18 protein-coding genes are annotated in these 20,560 nt (G+C 61.4%); 8 read left to right on the top strand and 10 right to left on the bottom strand.

Annotation, left to right across the window (positions count from 1 at the left end; translation table 11 throughout):
- The first annotated feature begins 15 nt into the window (after nt 1–15).
- The 3 genes from xylA to SE16_RS08230 are packed head-to-tail and all read left to right on the top strand — an operon-like array spanning nt 16 to nt 3,627.
- Nucleotides 16–1,182, top strand: coding sequence for a xylose isomerase (gene xylA, locus SE16_RS08240; protein WP_054492250.1), 1,167 nt, complete (start codon nt 16–18; stop codon nt 1,180–1,182).
- A 51-nt stretch (nt 1,183–1,233) separates the two neighbouring features.
- Nucleotides 1,234–2,730, top strand: coding sequence for a xylulokinase (gene xylB / locus SE16_RS08235; protein WP_060687471.1), 1,497 nt, complete (start codon nt 1,234–1,236; stop codon nt 2,728–2,730).
- Nucleotides 2,731–2,739: 9 nt separating this feature from the next.
- Nucleotides 2,740–3,627, top strand: a complete 888-nt coding sequence (locus tag SE16_RS08230) for a hypothetical protein (protein ID WP_060687469.1) — start codon at nt 2,740–2,742, stop codon at nt 3,625–3,627.
- On the opposite strand, the gene SE16_RS08225 is transcribed toward SE16_RS08230, so the two are convergent.
- Nucleotides 3,613–4,041, bottom strand: coding sequence for a hypothetical protein (locus SE16_RS08225; RefSeq protein WP_054494108.1), 429 nt, complete (start codon nt 4,039–4,041; stop codon nt 3,613–3,615). The two genes, SE16_RS08230 and SE16_RS08225, sit on opposite strands and share 15 nt — an antisense overlap.
- Nucleotides 4,042–4,053: 12 nt before the next feature.
- The gene (locus SE16_RS08220; protein ID WP_054494109.1) at nt 4,054–5,556 is read right to left on the bottom strand and encodes a cobyric acid synthase; all 1,503 of its coding nucleotides are present in this window, start codon (nt 5,554–5,556) and stop codon (nt 4,054–4,056) included.
- 147 nt (nt 5,557–5,703) lie between these two features.
- On the opposite strand from SE16_RS08220, the gene SE16_RS08215 reads away from it, so the two are divergent.
- Entirely contained in the window at nt 5,704–7,440 is a 1,737-nt protein-coding gene (locus SE16_RS08215; protein ID WP_152968822.1) for a cyclic nucleotide-binding domain-containing protein, read from the top strand.
- A gap of 98 nt (nt 7,441–7,538) precedes the next feature.
- On the opposite strand, the gene priA is transcribed toward SE16_RS08215, so the two are convergent.
- The 4 genes from priA to SE16_RS08195 are packed head-to-tail and all read right to left on the bottom strand — an operon-like array spanning nt 7,539 to nt 12,928.
- Entirely contained in the window at nt 7,539–10,538 is a 3,000-nt protein-coding gene (gene priA / locus SE16_RS08210) for a replication restart helicase PriA (RefSeq protein ID WP_060687465.1), read from the bottom strand.
- 19 nt (nt 10,539–10,557) lie between these two features.
- The gene (gene amrB, locus SE16_RS08205; RefSeq protein ID WP_054492410.1) at nt 10,558–11,385 is read right to left on the bottom strand and encodes an AmmeMemoRadiSam system protein B; all 828 of its coding nucleotides are present in this window, start codon (nt 11,383–11,385) and stop codon (nt 10,558–10,560) included.
- A 30-nt stretch (nt 11,386–11,415) separates the two neighbouring features.
- On the bottom strand, nt 11,416–12,252 hold the full coding sequence (locus tag SE16_RS08200; protein WP_054492411.1) for a rhomboid family intramembrane serine protease: 837 nt from the start codon (nt 12,250–12,252) through the stop codon (nt 11,416–11,418).
- 10 nt (nt 12,253–12,262) lie between these two features.
- On the bottom strand, nt 12,263–12,928 hold the full coding sequence (locus tag SE16_RS08195; RefSeq protein ID WP_082374122.1) for a guanylate kinase: 666 nt from the start codon (nt 12,926–12,928) through the stop codon (nt 12,263–12,265).
- A 136-nt stretch (nt 12,929–13,064) separates the two neighbouring features.
- Here SE16_RS08195 and SE16_RS08190 point away from each other — a divergent pair, with 136 nt between their 5' ends.
- The gene (locus SE16_RS08190) at nt 13,065–13,469 is read left to right on the top strand and encodes an FmdB family zinc ribbon protein (RefSeq protein WP_082374123.1); all 405 of its coding nucleotides are present in this window, start codon (nt 13,065–13,067) and stop codon (nt 13,467–13,469) included.
- Between the two features lie 18 nt (nt 13,470–13,487).
- Here SE16_RS08190 and tmk read toward each other — a convergent pair whose 3' ends face one another.
- The 4 genes from tmk to SE16_RS08170 all read right to left on the bottom strand — a co-directional run bounded on the left by tmk (nt 13,488) and on the right by SE16_RS08170 (nt 17,316).
- On the bottom strand, nt 13,488–14,132 hold the full coding sequence (gene tmk / locus SE16_RS08185) for a dTMP kinase (protein WP_054492412.1): 645 nt from the start codon (nt 14,130–14,132) through the stop codon (nt 13,488–13,490).
- Nucleotides 14,129–14,539, bottom strand: a complete 411-nt coding sequence (locus tag SE16_RS08180) for a DUF6941 family protein (RefSeq protein WP_054492413.1) — start codon at nt 14,537–14,539, stop codon at nt 14,129–14,131. The genes tmk and SE16_RS08180 overlap by 4 nt, the downstream gene beginning before the upstream one ends.
- A gap of 91 nt (nt 14,540–14,630) precedes the next feature.
- Complete coding sequence (locus tag SE16_RS08175) at nt 14,631–16,514, bottom strand: vWA domain-containing protein (RefSeq protein WP_054492414.1); 1,884 nt, start codon at nt 16,512–16,514, stop codon at nt 14,631–14,633.
- 124 nt (nt 16,515–16,638) lie between these two features.
- The gene (locus SE16_RS08170) at nt 16,639–17,316 is read right to left on the bottom strand and encodes a hypothetical protein (RefSeq protein ID WP_054492415.1); all 678 of its coding nucleotides are present in this window, start codon (nt 17,314–17,316) and stop codon (nt 16,639–16,641) included.
- A gap of 241 nt (nt 17,317–17,557) precedes the next feature.
- Between SE16_RS08170 and SE16_RS08165 the strand changes: the two genes are divergently transcribed.
- The 3 genes from SE16_RS08165 to SE16_RS08155 all read left to right on the top strand — a co-directional run bounded on the left by SE16_RS08165 (nt 17,558) and on the right by SE16_RS08155 (nt 20,495).
- A complete protein-coding gene (locus SE16_RS08165; protein ID WP_054492416.1) occupies nt 17,558–18,052 on the top strand; it encodes a MarR family winged helix-turn-helix transcriptional regulator in 495 nt (164 codons plus the stop codon).
- A gap of 30 nt (nt 18,053–18,082) precedes the next feature.
- On the top strand, nt 18,083–18,691 hold the full coding sequence (locus SE16_RS08160) for an ATP-dependent Clp protease proteolytic subunit (protein WP_235472327.1): 609 nt from the start codon (nt 18,083–18,085) through the stop codon (nt 18,689–18,691).
- A gap of 67 nt (nt 18,692–18,758) precedes the next feature.
- Nucleotides 18,759–20,495: an ABC transporter ATP-binding protein gene (locus tag SE16_RS08155; protein ID WP_054492418.1), complete on the top strand. Its 1,737-nt coding sequence runs from the start codon at nt 18,759–18,761 to the stop codon at nt 20,493–20,495.
- Nucleotides 20,496–20,560: the final 65 nt, after the last annotated feature.

Raw genomic sequence — 20,560 nt, 5'->3', positions numbered from 1 at the left:
CACGAAGGAGGAAGCATGAACGACTACACCCCCAAACCCGAACACAAATTCAGTTTTGGCCTCTGGACGGTGGGTAATGTGGGGCGCGACCCGTTTGGTCATCCCGTCCGTCCCGCCCTCTCACCTGTGGACATCGTCTATCTGCTCGCCGACGTAGGCGCATGGGGCGTCAACTTCCATGATAACGACCTGGTGCCCATTGACGCCACGCCCGCCGAACGCAACCAGATCGTGCGCGAATTCCGCCGCGCACTCGACGAGACCGGCTTGGTTGTGCCCATGGCGACCACCAACCTGTTCAGCGACCCCGCGTTCAAAGACGGCGCTTTCACCAGCAACGACCCCGCTGTGCGCGCCTATGCCTTGCAGAAAACCATGCACGCGATTGACCTGGGCGTCGAACTGGGCGCGCACATCTATGTTTTCTGGGGCGGGCGCGAAGGCGTCGAAACCGACGCCGCTAAAAACCCCGTCGAAGCCATCAAGCGCTATCGCGAGGCGCTCAACTTCCTGTGCGAATACGTGCTCGACCAAGGCTACGACCTCAAATTTGCGCTGGAAGCCAAGCCCAACGAACCGCGCGGCGACATTTACTTTGCCACCACGGGGCACATGCTCGCCTTCATCGAAACGCTGGACCACCCCGAAATGGTGGGCGTCAACCCCGAAGTGGCGCACGAACACATGGCGGGCTTGAACTTCTTGCACAACGTGGCGCAGGCGTGGGAAGCGGGCAAACTCTTTCACATTGACCTCAACGACCAATACCCCAGCCGCTACGACCAGGATTATCGTTTCGGCTCGCGCGACATCAAAGCCGCCTTCTTCCTGGTGAAATTCCTGGAAGACGTGGGCTATGATGGACCGCGCCACTTCGACGCGCACGCCTACCGCACCGAAGACGCCGAAGGCGTGAAAGATTTTGCGCGTGGGTGTATGCGCACCTACCTCATTCTGAAAGAAAAAGCCGCCCGTTTCAACGCCGACCCCGAAATTCAGGCGTTGCTGGCAGACATCAACGCGGATGATGCCGAAAACAGCCAATTCCTGGGCGCATACAGTGCGTCAAAAGCGACCGCCCTCAAAGCCAAAGCGTTTGATCGCGAAGCAATGGGCGCGCGCGGTTTGCGTTACGAACGTCTTGACCAGTTGACGGTGGAAGTGCTGTTGGGCGTGCGCTAACCATCCGAGGCGTGCGGTGCGCCCAGACGCCACAAAGGAGAGACGCGAACCATGTACTTTCTCGGAATTGATACCTCAACAACATCGAGCAAGGCGCTGCTGATGGATGCCACCGGCAATGTCGTTGTCGTAGCGTCTTCGCCGCATACCGTGCAGACGCCCCGCCCCCTCTGGTCGGAACAGAACCCCGCCGAGTGGTGGCAGGCAACGGCGCAAAGTATTCGCCGCGTGTTGCAGAAAGCCGGCGTGCGCGGTGAGGACGTGGCGGCTGTTGGCTTGACGGGGCAGATGCATGGCTTGGTGCTGTTGGACGAAGCGGGCAACGTTTTGCGCCCCGCCATTCTGTGGAACGACCAGCGCACACAAGCCCAATGCGACGCCATTCACGCCCGCATTGGGCGCGAGCGCTTCATCCAAACCACGGGCAATGTGGCGCTGACCGGCTTCACCGCCCCCAAAATCCTGTGGGTTGCGGAACACGAACCCCATCTGTATGCGCGTGTACGGCATATCCTCTTGCCCAAAGACTACGTGCGCTATCGTCTCACCGGCGGCTATGCCATGGACAAAGCCGACGGCGCAGGCACCGCCCTGTTCGACGTGCGCCGCCGCACCTGGGCGACCGACCTTCTGGAAGCGCTCGACATCAATCCCGCCTGGTTGCCGCCCACATTTGAAGGCACAGACATCACGGGGCATGTCCATCAAGCCGCCGCCGACGCCACCGGGTTGGCGGTTGGCACGCCCGTGGTGGCGGGGGGCGGCGACCAAGCCGCGCAAGCCGTTGGCGTTGGAGCGGTTGAACCGGGAATTGTCGCGTTGACGGTGGGCACCAGCGGCGTTGTGTTCGCGCCCACGACGGAGCCGCTGATTGAGCCGCAAGGACGCCTGCATGCTTTTTGCCACGCAGTGCCGGGCATGTGGCACTTGATGGGCGTCATGCTTTCGGCGGCGGGAAGCCTGCAATGGTATCGTGATACCCTCGCCCCCGATACCGACTTTGACGCCCTGCTTGACGAAGCCCGCGAGATTCCCCCCGCGAGTGAAGGGCTCTTCTTCTTGCCCTACCTGAGCGGCGAACGCACGCCCCACCCCAACCCCCTCGCGCGCGGTGCGTGGATTGGGCTGACTGTGCGCCACCGCCGCGCCCACATGACCCGCGCCCTGCTGGAAGGTGTGGCGTTTGGCTTGAAGGACAGTTTCACGCTGATTGCTGAAGCCGGTACAGCGCCGATTCGTGAAGTGCGTGTTTCGGGCGGCGGGGCGCGGAGCGCGCTCTGGCGGCGGATTTTGGCTTCGGTGCTGGCGAGCGATTTGGTGACGGTGAACACGACCGAAGGCGCCGCGTATGGCGCCGCTTTGCTCGCCGCCGTGGGCGTCGGGCAGTGGGCTGACGTCCCTACCGCGTGCCGCTGTGCTGTTCGTGCCACCGGGCGCACCACACCCGACCCCGCCGCAACGGTACGCTACGCCGACGCCTACAACCTCTACCGCGACCTCTACCCGGCGCTGGAAGGGCTTTTCCCACGCATGGCAACGTTTGCATAGGAGTCGAGCATGCCGAACGAAACCATCGCCATCCAATCCGACACAATCCGCCTGGAATGCCTGGCGGACACCCTGCGCATTGTGCGCCTGGAAGCCTTTGGACAGCCGTCTGTGTTGGCAACCCTGGACGAGCAAGCCTCTGTCGAGACGCCGTGGGGACGCTTTTTCTTCATCGGCGGGCACCGCCTCTGGCATGCGCCCGAAGCCTTACCTCGCACCTACGTGCCCGACCAGGGCGCGGCGCGTCTCGTCGAACAGACCCCCCACACCCTCGCCTACGAACAACCCGCCGACCCCTTCACCCATGTTGCCAAAGCCTGGCGCATTGCGCTCGACCCCGATGCGCCCCGCGTGGTGATACAGCACACATTGCGCAACGAAGGCGCCTGGTCTATCACCCTTGCCCCGTGGGCGATTACCATGCTGCGCTTGGGCGGCGTTGCGATTTTGCCGCAACCGCTCACCCCCTCGGACGAAGCGGCGTTGTTGCCCAATCGGCACCTTGCGTTGTGGCCGTATGCCTCAATCAACGATGCGCGTTTGCACCTGGGCGACGATGCCGTTCTGGTGAAGGCGGAACCGGCGTTGCCCCCCTTGAAACTTGGATACGCCAATCCGCATGGTTGGCTGGCGTACTGGTGGCGCGGTCTCCTTTTCATCAAACATTTTGAAGTTGACGGCTCACCCACCGTCGCCTACCCCGATTTGGGATGCAACGCTGAACTCTACTGCAACGATGCCATTGTTGAACTGGAAAGCCTGGCGCCGCTGACCAGACTGGCGCCGGGCGAAAGCGTCCAGCACACCGAAACGTGGGTGCTCGCCCAATCGCTCGACGCCCTACCCGACGGGTGGGGGGCGCGGGTTGCCGAACGGGTGCGCTCACTCGCTGGGTGAATGCGCTTTGGCGACGAAGGCGTCGGCGAGCGCCCGCAGGGCTTCAAGCGTGGTTGAGTTGGCGGGGGTGCGCCCTTCCCCATGAAACACCAGCCGAACACGCATGCCGTCCGCCACGTCGGGTGGGTCGCGCTGCTCCATCGTCTCACTGCTGAACCGCTGAACCCACCCGGCAAGTTGGCGCTTTTGATCGTCGCGCAGCGTGAACATGCGCGGCTCGTCCAGCCGGCATGAGTCCACCCACACCGTGCCGTCGCTGAAAATCGTCAGGCTATCGCAGAACCCGACAATTCCCCCCTCAATGTGGTACTCAATCCAGACCTGAGGAGCCGGTGTGGGCGTCGCCGTTGGTGCGCCTGGGGCGCACGCGCCAAGCAGCAACGCCAGACATGCCAGAATAAGCCTTGTACGCATACCTCGCCCTCCTCACGCAGATGGCTTGCCTGCTTGTTCCACCAGTGCCGCAATCGCGTTGATATCCACATGCGCCGCCACATGGTCGGCGAGGCGGTCGTATTCGCGTTCGCGCCAGTTCTCCGAGAGGCCGACGCCTTGGGGACGCCAGCCCAGGCTTTTCAACCAGGCATGCCGCAGCGCCGCATTGTCGAAAAGCCCGTGCACATAGGTGCCCCACACCGCCCCCTGTTGTGCGCCGTCCAGCACCGTTTCGCCCGATGTGCGCCGCAAACGCAGAAGCGGCGCGGGGCTTTGCGTGCGCCCCATGTGGATTTCGTACCCACGCGCGCCTGCAATGCCGGCAAAAAGCGCACCCGAACAGCCCTCGACCTCGACCTGGAATGTGGCTTTTTGGCGTGCGAAGATTGTGTGTGTAGGGAGCAAACCCAGCCCGGGCACGCGCGTTCCTGGTGGCGCTTCCACCCCGTCGGGGTCTTCCAGCCATTGTCCCAGCATTTGATAGCCGCCGCAAATGCCCACCAGCGGCACCCCTTCACGCGCCAGCGCCTGGATACGCGCCGCCAACCCCGTTGCCCGCAGCCACGCCAAATCGGCAATGGTGGCTTTGCTACCGGGCAGAATCAGCGCGGTTGGGCGCTCGGTCATCTCGTCGGGGTGTTGCACGAAACGCACGCGCACCCCCGGCTCCGCCGCCAGCGCGTCGAAATCGTCAAAGTTGCTGATACGCGGCAGGCGCACCACGGCAATCTCAATCTCGCCGTCGCCGCGCACATGGCGCGTTTCCAGCGCCACGCTATCTTCGTCGGCAATGCGCAAGTTGGGCAAGAAAGGCACCACGCCGAGCGTGGGCACGCCGAAGGCGCGTTCTTGCAGCATGGTCAGCCCATCCCCCAGCAAGCGCACATCGCCGCGAAACTTGTTGATGATGAAGCCTTTGACGAGCGCGCGTTCTTCCGGTTCCAACAGCACCATCGTGCCCACCAGGGCGGCAAACACCCCGCCGCGGTCAATATCGCCCACCAGCAAAACCGGCGCATTGGCGTAGCGCGCGACGCGCATGTTCACAATATCGCCCGCTTTCAAGTTGATTTCCGCGGGGCTCCCCGCCCCTTCGGCAATCACCAGGTCGAAACGTTGGCGCAAGCGGTCAAGCGCGGCGGTGACGTGCGGCCAGAGTTCGGTTTTGAGCGCGTAGAAGTTGCCCGCGTGCAGGCGTGTGTAGGGGCGACCATTCAGCATCAATTGGCTGACGCCGTCCCCTTCGGGCTTGATGAGAATCGGATTCATATCCACATGGGGGGCGACGCCCGCGGCTTCGGCTTGCACGGCTTGCGCCCGCCCAATTTCGTGCCCTTCGGGCGTGACGAAACTGTTGAGCGCCATATTTTGGGCTTTGAAAGGGGCGACACGCAAGCCCCGACGGGCAAAAATGCGGCAGAGCGCCGTGACCATCAGCGATTTGCCGGCGTTGGAGTGTGTGCCTTGAATCATGAGAACAGGTGCGAGCGGCATAGCGTTCCTCGTGTCTGTTGGTTGGTGTGCAGGTCAAGATGAGCGGTCAACTGTGTGGGTGGTTCGCTTTTCAAAAATGTTGTAATCCCTTTTGCGCTTTGGTATAATCATTTTTGTACCCAAAAATTGAACAAAAACCGTATCAGTATGAGCGAACACCTGAACGTTTGGGAAAAAATACAACAGATTTCGTATTTGGTGGAAAACGTCCCGCCTGAAGTGCTGGAACGCGTGAGCGAGATGGCGAAAGCGCACACCTTTGCCCAGGGGGAAGCGCTGTTTCGCCAGGGCGAAATGCCGACCACCGTGTACATCCTGCTCAGCGGGGCGGTGGCTTTGGAACGCTACGAGCAAGACAAGCCCGAACCCTCTGTTGAAGCCATCTTGCGCCCCTTTGAAATGGTCGGCGATCACAGTTGCTATTACCAGCACCCCTACCCCTACGACGCCATTGCGCTGGAACCGACAGAAGTCATCGCCATTCCCGCTGCTGCGTTTATCGAGATGATTGAAGCCAGCCCCCAATTGCGCCAGCGCTTGGGCTATCGCCACACCTCGCCCGTCAGCCGCGCGAAAGAGTTGCTCCCCGATTTGCGCGAAGACGAGGAGATTTTGTTTGTCCAGCGTCGCCATTGGATTTTGCTGTTGCGCCGTTTGCTACTGGGTCCCTTGACGGGCATGTTGCTGGCGACGATTTTGTTCACAGTGGCGATTCTCTTTGTGGATTCCCAAACCATTTCTCGCGTCTGGTTCCTTGTTGGATGGGGGGCGTTGATGATGGTATTGACGCCCTGGCTTGCCTGGATTGTGTTTGACTGGCAAAACGATTATTTCATCGTGACCAACCAGCGCGCCATTCACATCGAACAAATTATCGCCTACAAAGAAGAACGGCGTGAAGCGCCCTTTGAAAAAGTGCAGGATGTGCAACTGGAACAGGCAACGATCATCCATACACTGCTTGACTACGGCAATGTGCGCATTGCAACCGCCTCGAACTCGCCGCCCATCCTCTTCGACTACGTTCCGCACCCCGCTGTGGTGCAACGATTGTTGACCGAACACCGCGACCGGTTTGCGCAACGTGTACGCAAGCGCGCCGAGGAAGAAAAGCGCCGCCTGTTGCGCCGCGCTTTGGGGCTTGAACCCCCGCCGGAGCAGGCAAAACCGAGTGAAGCGCCCCCGCCACAGGCGGGCGAACCTGAGAAAAAACGGCGGTTCACACCTTTGCACGCCCTGGGGCGACGGCTTGCCGTGACGACCATCCACGATGATGGGACGATTGTCTGGCGCAAGCACTGGATTGCGCTCATCGGGCGCGACCAGGCGTGGAAACCACTCATGTTCCTGCTGTTGACAGTGGTAGGGATGATGCTCCTGCTGTGGGCGGTGCCTGAACTCTCACGGTTTTCGCGGCGCCTTGAATGGCTGATTTTTGTGCTGTATGGCGTGTTTATGGTTTTTGGCTTTGGTTGGTTGCTCTGGACAATTGAGGACTGGCGCAATGACGTTTACATTCTGACCAAAGACGCGATTGTGGATGAAGAACGCGAACCGCTGGGCTTCGATGTGCGCACACGGCGCGCCCCACTGACAACGATTCAAGATATTTCCTACAACATTCCGAACATGCTGTACACGTTTTTTGATGTTGGACATGTGACGATTGAAACCGCTAGCCAGGAAGGGAAACTCACGTTCGATTTTGTGCACCACCCGCGCGAAGTCGCGTTCCACATTTATCAGCGGCTTCGCGATTTGGAAGAAGAGGAACGGGTACGCCAGCAAGCCCGTTTGGACCAGAGTATCCTCGAAATTTTGAAACTCTACAACGAAGAAGTGGTTGAAAAGCGGTTGCCCCCTTCCACGTCTCAGGCTTCATAACAGGGAAAGCGGAAGCAAAAACAGACCTGACGCCGTCAGGTCTGTTTTTTTTGCAGCGTGTCGTAGCAGGCAAGCCGCTTGCACATGCCCTCTCCCCGCTACAACACATTCAGCGGGTCAACATCCACATCCCACCCCAGCGGAATCGGCGTTGCTCGGAGCAAGGTGAGCGCTTCGGTGCCGCGAATAAAAATGTTCCAGCGGTAGCGCCCCCGCACCCGTGAGAAGAATGCCGGCGCGGGTCCCAGAATGTCGGTGGCGGGCAAGCCCAGTTGTTTCAGGGTGCGGCGCAACAAAATAGCCAATTCGCGGGCGGCGTTTTCAGCCGCGGCGGCGCGTGGTGCGGCAAACGTCAGTTTCACCAGCCGCGTGAGTGGGGGGTAGGCGTGGGTTTGCCGAAAAGCCAGTTCCGCGCGTGCAAAGCGCTCGTAGTCGTGTTCGGCGGCGGCGAGGATGGCGTAATGTTGTGGGGTGTACGTTTGCACGATGACACGCCCGCCGCGCGCACTGCGTCCTGCGCGCCCTGCGACTTGCGTGAGCAACTGGAACGTGCGCTCCGCGGCGCGAAAATCCGGCAGGTGTAGGGCGGTGTCGGCGGAGATGACCCCCACCAGCGTGACGTTGGGCAGGTCAAGCCCCTTGGCAATCATCTGCGTGCCAATCAGGATGTCGGCTTGCCCCGATGCAAACGTGTTCAAAATGCGCTCGTGGGCGTCGGGGGCGAGCGCTGTATCACGGTCCCAGCGCAAGATGCGGGCTTGGGGGAAAAGCGCTTGCGCGACTTCTTCCACTTGTTGCGTGCCGACGCCGAACGTTTTGACGCGCGTACTCAGGCAAAAGGGGCAGATGCGCGGGAGCGGCGCGGTGGTGTTGCACTGATGGCAGACCATGCGCGCTTGCCCACTGTGCCATGTCAGCGGAATATCGCACCGGTCGCATTTGGCGACCCACCCACAATCGCGGCACATGGCGAAGGTGGCGGTGCCGCGGCGGTTGAGGAAGAGCAGGCATTGTTCCCCCGCCGCAAGAGTGGCTTGCATGGCTTTGATGAGGGCGCGGCTAAAAATGCTCTTGTGCCCGGCGCGCAACTCCGCGCGCAAATCCACCACCTGCACCGGCGGCAAATCTCCCGCCAGGCGTTCCGCCGCCAGCGGTGGGGCGTCTGGGGCGGCGTCGCTCGTCTCAACCAGCATGCGGAAGTGGTCTTGCGGGCTGGTGTAGCGGATGACGCGGTTTTGCATACGCACAAGGTGGTAGCGCCCCTGTTGGGCGCGCACATAGGCTTCCAGGCTCGGCGTGGCACTCCCCAGGATGACCGTTGCGCCGGTGAGGCGTGCCAGCGTTTCAGCCACATCGCGGGCGTGGTAGTGGGGCGCTTGCATGCCGGGAATGGCGTCTTGCTTGTAGGTCCACTCGTGCTCTTCATCAATGACAATCAGCCCCAGGTTGGGCACAGGCGTAAAAATGGCGCTGCGCGACCCAACCACGACATCCGCCAGCCCGTCGCGCGCCCGTCGCCATTCGTCGAACCGTTCGCCGGCGGAAAGCCGCGAATGTTGAAGCGCGATGCGGTTGCCAAAGCGCCCGGCAAAACGCGCTACCGTTTGCGGCGTAAGCGCAATTTCAGGCACCAGCACGATGGCTTGTTGCCCCTGTTCCAGCACCTCGGCGACGGCGCGCAGATACAACTCGGTTTTGCCTGAACCGGTGATGCCTTGCAAGACAAAGACTTGCCCATCGCGGCGGTGAATGGCGGGGCGAATCTGCTCCCAGGCGGCTTGTTGGTCGGGCGTGAGGGGCGGGGGTGTGGTGGGGGCGTAGGCGCGTTCGGCAAGCGGTGAACGAAAGACCTCGCGCTCCTCGATGGTAATCAAGCCCACCTCAGCCAGGCGGCGCAACTGGTCGTAGGAAGCGCCTGTGGCGCGGCGCACTTCGGCGACGGTCAGTTCGATGGGGTTGCGTTGCAGGTAGTGCAGAATGGCGGCGTATTTTTGGCTTTGGCGCAGTTCCATGAGACGACGCCAGAGGTGCGCGGGAGAAAGCGCCAGTTCAACCGTGGCGGGTTGCGGCGCGTCGGCAAGGATGCCGCGCTGCACCAACGCCCGCAAGACGGGGGGCGGCGCGTGTGTGGCGTCGCGCACGGCGCTGATTTCGGCTTGCCCGCCCTGTTCAGCAAGAAAGCGCACCACGGCTTGTTGCTGTTCGCCCCGCACGGCTGACAGGGCGTCTTCGAGCGGCACCGCCAGGCGCACCATGTAGCGTTCCGGCACGAGGCGGATATCGCCCGCTTGCGCCATCTCTTCCAACAGGGCGGGGCGGCACCCCACGCCGGCGCACACTTCTTCGACGGTGGCGCGCTGGTGGGGAGCGGCGGCAAGCCATTCCAGCACGTCGGCGCGTTTGGATGGGCGTCCCAGTTCACGAAAACGGCGGCGCAGGCGCTCCGGGTTCAGCACAAGGCGGACGAATTTTTCGCGGCGGGGGCGCACGCGCGTTTCGCGTTCGACCTCTTCGCGCACCACCAGCCCCGCGGCTTCGAGCGCGGCGATGACGCGCTGTGCACGGCGACGACTGCCCAGCAGATGCTCGATGTCGCGCAGGGGGGCGCGCCCGCCTTGCACCCGCAGCCAGGCAAGCACGCGGCGCTCGGCGCTGCGCAGGGTGGGCGTCGGGGCGTCTTCACGGAGCACCAGCCATGTTTGTGTGCCTTGCAACAAGCCGGGGGGGATGAGCAGGACGAGCGTATCCCACAAGGGGGCGTGGTATTCGCGGCTCATCCAGAAAGCGAGTTCGATTTGGTAGGGACGCAGGACGGGGGCATCGTGCGCGAGTTTTTCGATGGCTTTGACGGTGGAAACGGGGGCTTCGGTATCGAACCCGACCACCACGCCTTGCCGCTTCATGCGCCCAAACGGCACCCAGACAAGATGCCCGACTTGCACTTTGCCTTGCAAGTCGGTGGGGATGGCGTAGTGGAAAGTTTTTTGCAGCAGCGCGGCGCGTTCTTCCGGCGTGGTTTGCTCTTCCATGCCGTGTACCAGAAAGCCCATTTTCTGGCGGGTGGTCATATCCACCGCCACGATGGCGTAGGTCTCCATACGCCTGGCTCCGCTTGGGTTATGCATGGATGGCGGCGGCGAGATAGCCGACGGTGTATTGCCCCGGCACAAGCATACCTGTCACGTGTCCGCTGTGGGTCTGGTGCAGGACGGTGAGGTTGGTGAAACCAAGGGTTTGGGCGACGAAGAGCAGCGTCAGGATGGGGAAGCGCCCGCACACGGTTGTTTCGGGGTCAACCGCCAGTTCGGCAATGCGCTCAATGTCGAAGGCTTCCAGCGCCGCCACAAATTCGGCGTCCCGTTCTTCCACCAGGCGATAATCGTTGAGGTGGCTCAGGTCGCTACTGGCAAGGATGATGTCGGTTTTGGGGTTGAACACGTGGACGAGGGCGTCCGCCAGGCGGCGACAGGCTGAAACCGTGTGGGCGCTGAGCATAAGCGGCGCCAGTTCAAAGCGGTCGAGCACCACTTGCAGGAATGGAAGTTGTATTTCGATGCTATGTTCGCGGTCGCCGCGGGTGGCATTGAGCGGGAAGCGTTCCGCCAGCGCACTCAGCGCATCCAGCGCGAGCGGCACAATGCCCAGCGGGGTCGCCCACGCCGGTTCCGAGGTTGTCGCCGCGTCGCCCACGTAGGCGAAATGGCTGGGACCGAGCACAAACACACGTTCAACGCGGCGACCTTCGAGCAGTTTGTAGGCGTGCGCCGCGGTGGGACCGCTGTACGCCAAGCCGGCGTGGGGCACAATGAAACCGAACGGCGTTGATGGAAGCGGGGGCGGTTCGGCTTCGTCCAGCAGGCGGCGAATGGTTGCCCGTAGGGTGAACGCGTCCCCCGGATACCAGGTGCCGGCGATGGGTGATTGGCGAACATGCAAGGCGTTCATCGTGCCCCTCCTCTCATTGGCGGAGTTGGTTCAGCGCGACGTGATGTGATAGCCACATGCGCGGGCAACCCGCACGTCAATGTGGTCTGTGGGCGCATAGCGGCTCAGCGGTGGAACGAGAACAACAATCACAAGCACGAGCGCCGCAACTTTGGGAAGTGAGCGGCGCAGCGGGTTCGTGTCGCGTATGGCGATGACCGGTCGACCGTCTGGCAGGGTGGCGGGGATTTCTTCGTAGCGCGGCGAGAGCAGCCAGCCCACCAGCGCCCCCGTAAGCAAGCCGCCGATATGCCCGGCGTTGTCAATGCCCGGCACGGCAACGCCAAACAGCAGGTTGATGATGATAACGCCGAGGAGACTTTGCAGGCGGTCATCGCTGAAAATGCCCAGCGAATCACGGTTGATGTAAAGGAAGACGGCTTCGGCGCCAATCAGTCCAAAAATGGCGCCGGATGCGCCCGCCGAGATGGACGAATTGAACAACATGCTGGCAATCGTGCCGCCTACTCCCGCCACCAGATAGATGATGGCAAAGCGCGCCGTGCCGAAAAGGCTCTCAATATCGCTTCCCAAAATGCGCAGGGCAAACATGTTCACAAGCAAGTGGAAGATGCCAATGTGCAGAAAAATCGGCGTAATCAGTCGCCAGTATTGCCCCGCCTGAATGAACAGATTGAATTTTGCGCCAAAGAAGAGCAACATGCAGGTGTTTGTGGTGGCGTTGAGACCGGCGCCCCACAGAAGCCCCAGCACCGTCTCCACCAGAAAGACGCCCAGATTGATGAGAATGAGCAGATACGTGAGCCAAACACGATAAAGCGGCAGAATCCGTGGAGGGCGTTCCGGCAGTGGTGGAGATGTGCTCATTCGCGCGTCCTCACAATTCAATCACCCGTTGGCGTACACGGCATTTTTCGGCTTCCACAATGGCGCAAATGCGGTGGACGGTCTCATCCAGCGCGCCGTCGCGGTTGACAACAACATAGTCGAACTCATCCAACCGCTTCATCTCTTGCCGCGCTGTTGCAATACGCAGTTTGAGTTTGTCGGGCGGTTCGGTCTTGCGTTCCATGAGGCGCAAGACGAGTTCTTCCTCGCTCTCGGCGGTCAGGAAGATGAAGATCGCGTTGGGGATGATTTTGCGAATGGTCGCCGCCCCTTGCACGTCAATCCGCAAGACCACGTCTTTGCCGCTGGCAAGCGCCTCGCGCACCTGTTGTTTGGGGATGCCTTTGTAGTCGCCATACACCACGGCGTATTCCAGCAGTTCCCCTTTCTCAATCATCTCGGCGAATTCTTCCAGCGAGACGAAAAAGTAATCCTTGCCGTGGACTTCACCAGGGCGGCGTGGGCGTGTTGTGGCGGTGACGACGAAATGAAACGGCACGCCCAATTCTTGCATGCGCTTGATGGTTGCATCTTTGCCGACGCCGCTGGGACCCGAAATGACGATGACCAGCGGCGAAGGCGGCGGCAAATAAGGTTCGCGGTCAGGGGCGAAATCGAGCGCTTCCAGTTCTTGCAACAAGTGCTCTTTGCTCATGTTTCTCCTCACGGGCGCACACCCTTTTTGTTGGCTCTGCTTGGATGGCATTATAATGCACGGTCAAGATTTATTGTAATTGATCCCCGCAGGAAACAAGAAGCGAAAAACAGAGGGGAAGTGGAAGGAGGCGCGTATGCCGATTTACGAATATCGCTGTCAGGCGTGTGGGCGTAAGGTGACGGTGTTGCATCGGAGTATCCACAACATTCAGCAACCCAATTGCCCGCGGTGTGGAAGCGACCAGTTGAAGCGGCTCATCTCTAAGGTGTCGGTGGTGCGCTCCGAAGAGGCGCGCTTGGAAGCCCTGGCTGACCCCGACCGCTGGGGGGATTTTGACGAAAACGACCCCAAGAGCATGGCGCGTTTCATGCGCAAGATGAAGGAAGAGTTGGGGGGCGAATTGGGCGACGAGTTGGGCGATGAGTTTGATGAAGTGGTTGAACGGTTGGAGGCGGGGGAAGACCCTGAGAGCATCGAGGAATCGCTGGGCGATTCGTTCGGCGGTGGCGGCGGTGGCGGGATTGACATGGTCATGTAAAGCCTGACAGAGTGCCTGTCAGGCTTTTTTCTTCAAGTGTTCTTCGATGGCGGCAATCACCTGCGCGATCACGTCGTCAACAGGGGCGGAAGCGTCCACCACAACCCACCGCTCAGGGTTCTCGGCGGCGAGCCGCAAATATCCTTCGCGCACGCGTTGGTGCAACGCCAATTCATCGTTGTCGATGCGATTCCACTCAGCGCCTTGGGCGCTGGCGGCGCGGCGGCGTGCCAACCCCTGGGCGGGGTCAATGTCGAGCAGGATGGTGAGGTCGGGTGTGAGGCCGCCCGTGGCGAATTGGGTGATGGCGTGCAGGGCGGGCAGGTCGAGCCCGCGCCCGTAGCCCTGGTATGCGAGGGTTGAATCGGCGAACCGGTCGCACAGCACAATCGCGCCCTCTTCAAGTGCGGGCAAGATGCGTTCGCGAACATGTTGCGCCCGCGCCGCGCTGAACAGCAACAACTCGGTTTCGGGGTGCATGGCGTTGTTGTCCGGTGAGAGCAGGACGGTGCGGATTTGGTCGCCGATAGGTGTTCCGCCCGGTTCCCGCGTCAGCACGACGTTGTAGCCCCGTTGGCGTAGGTGTTCGGCAACCGCGCGAATGACGGTGGTTTTGCCCGCGCCTTCTGGTCCTTCAAACGTGATGAAAAGCCCGCGTCTCATGCTTCTTGCTCCTTTTGCGTGGCGGGGCGCACATACAGCGGGAGCGAGGCTTCGAGCCGCCCGTCAACCGCCAGTTCGATGGCGTATTCCCCAAATGATTGAAGCGTGAGGTTTTGCAGGTTCAAGATGAAATTGACGGCGCGCGTCAGGTCGTGTTCGCCAAAAGGAACGGTGATTTGGGTGTTCAGGGGTGGGAGCACGTTGTGCCCGTCTTCATCCACGAACGCCAGCGCCAGACGGTGCAGCGAGCCTTCGACGCGCCGAAAACGCAAGCGCAGGGCAATGGCGCATTGGCGATGCACCACGGGGACTTTGTGCGCCGTGATGGTGTCGAAAGCGCCGAGGATATTCAGTTTGCCGAATGTATCGGTTGCGGCGTCGCAGAGCGTAAAGACTTCCACTTGCACGGTTTGCCCCCTGTGCGCAGGCTTCATTGGTGTTGGTCATCGGCATTGTATGCAAGGGGGGCAAACTCACAAGCCTTTGCGCGCGAAGCGGTCAGGAGCGGTGGTGATGCCAGCCCCATTTGCCGACGCGACGCAGACGCCAGGCGTCGCGATGGGCGATGAGCCATTCCAGCACGAGCACGGCAAAGGCGGCTAGCGCCAGCCAGCGCCATACTTCGCGGCGTCCTTCTTCGGTGGGCAGGGGACGCGCCGCGCCGTCGGTGGTGATGCCGACACGCAGGCTTTCGGCGGGGGTGAGGTTGCTTTCTTGTTCCGTGAAGGCGTTGACGGCGAAGGCGGTTTCTTCGTCGCCCCACTGCATGCGGTAGATGCCGCGCTCTTGCGGGGTGAACGTGATCGCGCCGTTGCGCGGTTCCGGCGTGGTGGTGCGCCCGTTGGGCAGTGTGATGGGAACGGCGCTGATGGGGGGCGGCACTTGCACGCGCAACGGACGCCCGACAACCGTACTGGCGGGCACGTCGGCGCGGCTGGTGGTGAGAGCGTCCACAAGGTTGGCAATCAGGACGGGGAACGCCACCCGTAGCGGCAAATCGCTGTGGTGCAGGTCGAACGCGAGCAAGCCAATGGCGCGCCCGTTCTCTTCGCCGAGCCAGAGCAAAGGCGCACCGCTGGCGCGGTCAATCAGCACGGGGCGCGCCCACGGCGGCAGTGCCGTCGCCACGCCGTCGAGGATGGCGAGGTCGTCCAGGTCTACGTAGGCTAGCAGCGGGTCGTTGGCGGTGGCGGGGGCGGCAACCGGCAGCGAAAGCGCCCCCGTGACGGTGATGGGGGGCGTGCTTTGCATGGGGGCAATCACGAAGAGGTTGCCTTCCGGCAGGGCTTCGCCTTGCCAGCCGGCGTCAAGGATGGTCAGGTCGGCGGGGGCGGCGTTGCTCAGGTCAGCGTCCAGCGGCACGACTTCGGTTTCCACGCCGGGCAGCAGCGCCAGCGCCGTTTGCAGGAAAATGTTGCCTTGCGTCACCAACCGCACGCGGCGGCGGTCGGCGGCGGGGAGCACCGCCCACGCTTCATCATCCAGCGGGTAGAAATCGGTGGGGGAAAGCCGCACATGCACGGCTTCGACGGCGGGCAGGGCAAACGTGTGGTCGGCGTAGCCGTTGGGCGGTGCAACCACTTCAAAAGCGGCAAGTGGCGTTCCGTCCACGCTTTCAACCACGATACGCCGTGCGCTTTCGGTTTCGCCGAAGGCGCGCACCTGCACGTAGAGTTGCGTTTCGTTTTGGGCGCGTTCCAGGCGCGCAATCGCAATGCCGGCGTTGTCGCCGCGGCTACCCACACGCACGAATGCGACCGGCGCGCTGAGTGTGATGGGCGTATCGGGGGGGCGCACCGCCCCGTCGCTTACCACGATGATGCGACTGTTGGGCTGGCGGGCGACGGTTGCGCCGGCGAGCAACAGCGCGGGCGTCAGGTTGCTGTCGGGGTCGGTGGGGTGGAGGGTGTCGAGTATCTCTTGCAGCGCCAGGCGGTCGTGTGAGTTGGCGAGCCGCAATTGCGCCGTTATGCCGGCGGTCAGGAGCGTGAGCCGCCCATTTGTGGGCATTTGGTCGAAGGCGTTCAAGACGGCGCGTTTGGCGCTTTCAAAGCGCGTGCCGTCGTCAGTGTCAGCGGCGGCCATGCTCAGAGATGTATCCAGCACCACCACCACGGTTTCGGCGCTTTCCCCCGCCACACGGATGAAGGGGCGTGCCGCCGCCAGCGTCAGCAGGAGCAACGCCAGCAATTGCAAAAAGAGCAGGAGATGGCGCTGCAAGCGTTGCCAGGGCGCATTGGCTTCCAGGTCGCGCACCATGCGCATCCAGAGCAAGGTGCTTGACACCTCGCGCTCTTCGCGGCGTCGGCGCAACAGGTAGAGCACGATGATGGGGATACTGAGGGCGGCAAGCCCCAAAGCCAGCGGCGTCAGGAAGTTCATGCGCGCGTTCCCACGTTCGTTGGTCTGTTCAGGTCAGGGCTAGTGTAGCCGCGTTGACGCCTGGCAACAAAACAAAACGCCCGACGGGAGTGCATCCGTCGGGCGTCTTGTGTGAGGGAGGGGGTTAGCGGTCAAATCCAAAGCCATGTTTGCCAAAGGCATGCCCACGCCCTGGGTGCGGCTTGGCAAAGCCGGGCGTGGTGTAACGGTGATACCACCCCGGCGCACTGTAGCGCCCCAACCCATTGCTGAAGGCGTGCATCTGGCGCAGACGTTCGGCGGCGCTTTCCGAAATAGCGCCGTCCGCCAGCGCCTGGTCAATGGCGGCGTTCCAGGCTTCTTCCATGGCGTCGCGCAGCGCCTGGCGGTCAAGCGTTGCCAGCGCCTCACGAATCGAGCCGTCGCGCATGGCGGCTTTGACGTCGTCAACCGTCATGCCGAGTTGCTCGGCAAGCACCGCCAGCGGGTCAAAGTAGTCGCGCATCACATGTCGGGCTTCGATGAGGTCGGCTTTTTCTTCGGAGAGGATACCTTCTTCAACCGCCAGCGCCAACGCACGGTCGAGCGCGCGTTGCCGGGCGGCTTCCAGTTCCTCAACCGAAATCCCCAATTCCTCAGCGAGCAAGGTGTTGAACGTCTCACGCCCGAACCAGGGGGCGGCGTGCTTCCAGAAGCCTTTGCCGCGCGGCACACCGTCCGGCGCGTCGGCGTGCACCACCGACGTGTTGACAAACACCGTGCCCGCCGTCAACGCCAATGCGAGCGCCGCCGCACCAAGTCCGAAAAGCCATTTGCGTTTCATGGGTCCCCTCCTTGGATGGTGAAATAGGGCGTATGCCTCTGTTGGTTCCGACACACTCCCCCACGTTCTGCAGAAAGTATACGCTCAAAATGTGGAGAAGTTATGGAGAGAGTGTGAGAATTGGATGAGAAAATGGCCGCCATTCAATCCGGAGACGCCGCTGCATTGACGTGTCTTTCACACCGACTATAATTTGCAACACAAAATTTTGAAGTGATGAAGTGTTTTGCGAGGCGGATGTGTGAAACGGCAATCTGATGACGCCCAACGAAAACGTGCTGTCGAGCAGGCTTCGCGCCTGCTCATGCATCTGAGTTGGCTTGCGCAAAAGCGCTTCAACCAGCATATTAGCCGCTATGGCATTACGTTGCCGCAGTTTTTGGCGTTGGCGTACATGATCAAAGAGCGGCAGTGCGCGATGAATCAACTTGCCGAAGCCACGCAACAAGATGCGGCAACCATGACGGGCGTTGTTGATCGCCTTGAGCGGCTGAACCTGGTGGAGCGCCGCCGCAATCCCCTCGACCGTCGCGTTGTGTTCGTCATCCCGACCGAAAGAGCGCTAGAATTGGTGCAAGAAGTCTATGCCGCACACAACGTGCTCATTGCGAAACTTTTTGAGTCGTTTGAAGACGATGAATTGCAAACCTTGGTCTCGTTGTTGAGTCGTCTGCTGGATTCAATGCACCAGGACGATTACAATGCGACCAACGGTTCATCAACCGACAAAGCATAAGGAGGACGTATGCAGAATCCGTATGAGGTGCTGAACGCACTCGTGCCGATGGTGATTGAGACAACGGGGCGGGGCGAACGCGCCTACGATATTTACTCGCTCTTGCTCAAAGAGCGCATTGTCTTTCTGGGGACGCCGATTGAATCGCAAGTCGCCAACTTGATTGTGGCGCAGTTGCTCTACCTGGACCGCGAAAACCCGGAACGCGAAATTCAGATGTTCATCAACAGTCCGGGCGGTTCGGTGCATGCCGGGTTGGCGATTTACGACACCATGCAACTCATTCGCGCGCCGATTGCCACGTTTGCGATTGGTTCGACGGCGAGTTTTGGGACGGTGTTGTTGGCGGCGGGGACGCCGGGGCGGCGCTATGCGCTTCCCAACGCCACCATTCACATGCACCAGCCGCTGATTGCCGGTGGCGGCATCACCGGGCAAGCCACCGATATCGAAATTCACGCGCGCGAAATTTTGCGCTTGCGTGAGCGCCTGGAAAACATTCTTGCCAAGCATACCGGGCAACCGCTGGAACGCATCAAAGCCGACACCGACCGCGACTTCTTCATGGACGCGCATCAGGCGAAAGAGTACGGTCTGGTGGACGAAGTGCTTGGCGAATCCATGCCTGAACAAAAATAAGCCCGCTTGTTGAGCAAGGCGAGGGGACGGCTCCCCTCGCCTTTTTCTTCACCCCGACACGGTGCCCATGCTGAACCGTACACGCCATTTGCAACGTCTGCTGCGGTTTCTTGCGCCTTACCGTCTCCTGCTTGGGGCGGCAATAGGCGCTGTTCTGGTGTCAGCCCTGCTGGCGCTTCTCATTCCCCTGTTGTTTCGTGATGTGGTCAACGCGGCGTTTGTTGACGGAAACGCGGCGGCGCTGAACCGTGCGGCGTTGCTGTTGATTGGCGTGTTGGTGGTGCGCGCTGTGAGTAGCGCTGTTGAAACGTATCTCCTGCACCGGGTCAGCGAGCAGATGACCGCCGATGTGCGCGTACACCTCTTCGAGCACCTTTTGCGGCTTTCGCTCCCCTTTTTCGACAATGCCCAGAGCGGTGAACTCGTTTCGCGCCTGACGAACGATATTGCCACCATCCAGCAGGGGTTGACCACGAGCATCACCGCGCTGGTGTTGCATACCTTGCGGCTGGTCGGCGCGGTGCTCATTCTCTTTTGGCTGAACTGGCGGCTGGCGGTGCTGGTTTTGCTGGTGATGCCGCTGGTGGGGCTCATCACACGCTTGAGCGGGCGTGTCCTGCGGCGAGAAAGTGAAGCCATTCAGCACCATCTTGCCGAAGCGACAGCGGTAGCGACAGAGACGCTGGCGAACATGCGGCTGGTGCAAGCGTTTGGGCGCGAAGCGTATGCCCGCGAGCGGTTTGTGGCGAGCGTGCAGAAGACCGTGCAGGCGGCGTTGCGTCGGGCGCGCATGTTGGCGCTGCTGACGCCGACGGTGGGGATGCTTTTCATGGTGGCGTTTGTGGTGGTGGCGTGGTTTGCCGGGCGGCAGGCGCTCAGTGGGGCGCTCACGGTGGGGGACGTGTTCGCCTTTTTCTTCTACGCCAGCCTCATGAGCGGCTCGGTGAATACGCTAGCGGGCGTCTATGGCGCGTTTCAGCAAACCGTTGGGGCGGCGCAACGCCTTTTCGCCTTGCTGGATACACCGCCGATGATTGCCGATACGCCCAACGCGCAAACGTTGCCCCCGCTACGGGGCGAGATTTGCTTTGAGCATGTGTCGTTTGCGTACAACGCGCAAACGCCCGTGCTGTGCGATATTTCGCTGCGCATTGCGCCGGGGGAAGTGGTGGCGCTGGTAGGCCCGAGCGGCGCGGGCAAAACCACGCTCGCCAATCTTGTTTTGCGCTTGTATGAACCGACGGCGGGGCGCATTCTCATTGACGGATACGATATCCGCACTGTGACGTTGGCGAGCCTGCGGCAACAGATGGCGCTCGTGCCGCAGGATACCATTTTGTTTGCGGCGACTGTGCGTGAAAACATCCGCTACGGTCGTCTTGACGCCACCGACGCCGAGGTAGAAGCCGCCGCCAAAGCCGCCTACGCGCATGAGTTCATCATGGCATTGCCGAACGGTTACGAGACGCCGGTGGGCGAGCGGGGCGTCAAGTTGAGTGGGGGGCAACGCCAGCGGATTGCATTGGCGCGGGCTATCTTGCGCGACCCGCGCATTCTCATTCTGGATGAAGCCACATCGTCGTTGGATAGCGAGAGTGAGACGGCGATACAGCAAGCGTTGGCGCGTTTCTTGCCGGGGCGCACAACCATTCTCATTGCGCATCGTTTGAGCACGGTGCGCATCGCCCACCGCATTCTGGTGATGGATGGCGGGCGCATTGTTGAAGAGGGCGACCACGCGACATTGCTGGCAAAAAATGGCTTGTATGCGCGGCTCTACCGACGCCAGCATGCAAACGAATAGGGCAGGCAAATGCGCTTATTTGCTTTCTGTTGCCATCAACACATGTTTTTTTGACCTTTTGGCGT

Source organism: Ardenticatena maritima, from assembly GCF_001306175.1.
In the GTDB taxonomy this organism is placed as follows: domain Bacteria; phylum Chloroflexota; class Anaerolineae; order Ardenticatenales; family Ardenticatenaceae; genus Ardenticatena; species Ardenticatena maritima.
Note: the sequence above shows the minus strand (reverse complement) of the source record. Positions and strands in the feature narration are given on the sequence as shown.

Bases quoted from the DNA above. Each gene is read 5' to 3' on its own strand.
- SE16_RS08190 (WP_082374123.1), top strand. From the start codon at position 13,065: ATGCCGATTTACGAATATCGCTGTCAGGCGTGTGGGCGTAAGGTGACG.
- SE16_RS08175 (WP_054492414.1), bottom strand. From the start codon at position 16,514: ATGAACTTCCTGACGCCGCTGGCTTTGGGGCTTGCCGCCCTCAGTATC.
- SE16_RS08155 (WP_054492418.1), top strand. From the start codon at position 18,759: ATGCTGAACCGTACACGCCATTTGCAACGTCTGCTGCGGTTTCTTGCG.
- SE16_RS08215 (WP_152968822.1), top strand. From the start codon at position 5,704: ATGAGCGAACACCTGAACGTTTGGGAAAAAATACAACAGATTTCGTAT.
- SE16_RS08225 (WP_054494108.1), bottom strand. From the start codon at position 4,041: ATGCGTACAAGGCTTATTCTGGCATGTCTGGCGTTGCTGCTTGGCGCG.
- SE16_RS08230 (WP_060687469.1), top strand. From the start codon at position 2,740: ATGCCGAACGAAACCATCGCCATCCAATCCGACACAATCCGCCTGGAA.
- SE16_RS08220 (WP_054494109.1), bottom strand. From the start codon at position 5,556: ATGCCGCTCGCACCTGTTCTCATGATTCAAGGCACACACTCCAACGCC.
- SE16_RS08170 (WP_054492415.1), bottom strand. From the start codon at position 17,316: ATGAAACGCAAATGGCTTTTCGGACTTGGTGCGGCGGCGCTCGCATTG.
- SE16_RS08200 (WP_054492411.1), bottom strand. From the start codon at position 12,252: ATGAGCACATCTCCACCACTGCCGGAACGCCCTCCACGGATTCTGCCG.
- xylA (WP_054492250.1), top strand. From the start codon at position 16: ATGAACGACTACACCCCCAAACCCGAACACAAATTCAGTTTTGGCCTC.
- SE16_RS08195 (WP_082374122.1), bottom strand. From the start codon at position 12,928: ATGAGCAAAGAGCACTTGTTGCAAGAACTGGAAGCGCTCGATTTCGCC.
- tmk (WP_054492412.1), bottom strand. From the start codon at position 14,132: ATGAGACGCGGGCTTTTCATCACGTTTGAAGGACCAGAAGGCGCGGGC.
- xylB (WP_060687471.1), top strand. From the start codon at position 1,234: ATGTACTTTCTCGGAATTGATACCTCAACAACATCGAGCAAGGCGCTG.
- priA (WP_060687465.1), bottom strand. From the start codon at position 10,538: ATGGAGACCTACGCCATCGTGGCGGTGGATATGACCACCCGCCAGAAA.
- amrB (WP_054492410.1), bottom strand. From the start codon at position 11,385: ATGAACGCCTTGCATGTTCGCCAATCACCCATCGCCGGCACCTGGTAT.